Origin of the sequence: Hymenobacter crusticola, from assembly GCF_002154225.1 — a bacterium.
Lineage (GTDB): Bacteria > Bacteroidota > Bacteroidia > Cytophagales > Hymenobacteraceae > Hymenobacter > Hymenobacter crusticola.
In genome coordinates this window covers 1-1,275 of record NZ_MTSE01000104.1, presented here as the reverse complement: position 1 = coordinate 1,275, position 1,275 = coordinate 1, and the positions used below count along the sequence as shown (strand labels likewise).

Genomic DNA, 1,275 nt, shown 5'->3' with positions numbered 1-1,275 from the left:
GCATGGCCGGTGGAAAGGGAATAACGAGGTTATGTAACGCTTGGCTCAGGGAAGCAAAGATCTCGGCCTGGAACTCGCCGGGAGTTTACACAGTGCAACTGAGCACGAGCCAAGGCAGGTTAACTTCTCGCTTAGTAGTGGAATAGTATCACGTCCAACATAATGCAAGCAAAGAAGCCACTTCCAGTCGGGAGTGGCTTCTTTGTTGAGGCGAAAGCGGCTGGTCATTGCGGTTGTGTGTTCAATCGTTTTTCCAGCGCCTGTAGCCGCTGTTCTAGGGCCTTTACTTTATCATCCGTAGCATCACTATTGACTCGTTGGATAACGAAAAAGAGGATAGGGGCAAGGATGACGATGACAGCAGCAATATCACTGACTTTGGTCCACTTCAGCATCCCCTTTGCACTAGTAGCGCGAGGCCGAGTTCGAACTCCGTATTCACTCCCGCGCGGAACTGTTCGCCCAGTGGGAAGAAGGCTGGCAGTGCCTGTTCACTGCGCTGGACACGTTGACTCCTAATACGTGGGATACAACGGTCTACATTCGCAACCAGGGGCATTCCGTCACGGAAGCGATCAATCGCCAACTGGCGCACTACCCCTATCATGTCGGGCAGATTGTGTTCCTGGGTAAAATGGCGCTCAATGGCCAGTGGGCGTCCTTGTCCATCCCACGCGGAACCTCTGCGCACTATCACGCGGAGAAGTTCGCCCAGCCTAAGCAGGTGGTGCATTTTACGGACGAGTATCTACCGCCCAAACAGGAGCAGCACTAGAACTCGACAAAAGCGGTTACCCTAATAGCTTCTTGCCTGAACGGTACGTTAGGGCTGCAGGCTGCCGCACTGTTGCAGCAAGAGCACCAGTCCGCCTAGCAGGATCACGCCGGCGGCACGGTACCGAAAGGGCGGAGGGGAAGTAGCAGCGTGTCGCATGATCAACGCTTGGGCAAAGAGCCTGCCACAGCACAGTCCTTGGTGACATGCTACTTGGTCATGTTCAGATAACGGGCAAGTCATAGCAGAGCTTAGTGAAATTCTGTAGTACTTGCGGCCANAAGGACTTCCTGCTGTTTTGCGAATGCGGCAGCGCGCATTCATCAGCATCCCCTAGGCTTTGTGCACTTGGTCTGGTTGCCGGGCGCACATTCCTCTGCGGCCCTGCGTGCGGCCTTCAACGCGCTCTTGTGCCAGTTGCAACCCGTCAAGGGACACAAGGTGCTGATTGATCAACGCCGCTTGGGGCCCTTCTCCGCGGCGGATACGAGTTGGTTTCT

1 protein-coding gene and 1 pseudogene are annotated in these 1,275 nt (G+C 55.0%); one reads left to right on the top strand and one right to left on the bottom strand.

What is annotated here, in order from left to right; translation table 11 throughout:
* Nucleotides 1–224: 224 nt before the first annotated feature.
* Nucleotides 225–395, bottom strand: coding sequence for a hypothetical protein (locus tag BXP70_RS30455; protein ID WP_218779904.1), 171 nt, complete (start codon nucleotides 393–395; stop codon nucleotides 225–227).
* Between the two features lie 29 nt (nucleotides 396–424).
* Between BXP70_RS30455 and BXP70_RS29040 the strand changes: the two are divergent.
* Nucleotides 425–775, top strand: a pseudogene (locus BXP70_RS29040) (DUF1572 family protein); the annotation flags it as partial.
* Nucleotides 776–1,275 lie beyond the last annotated feature (500 nt).

Excerpts from the sequence above, each read along its gene's own strand:
- BXP70_RS30455 (WP_218779904.1), bottom strand. The coding sequence starts at position 395 with ATGCTGAAGTGGACCAAAGTCAGTGATATTGCTGCTGTCATCGTCATC.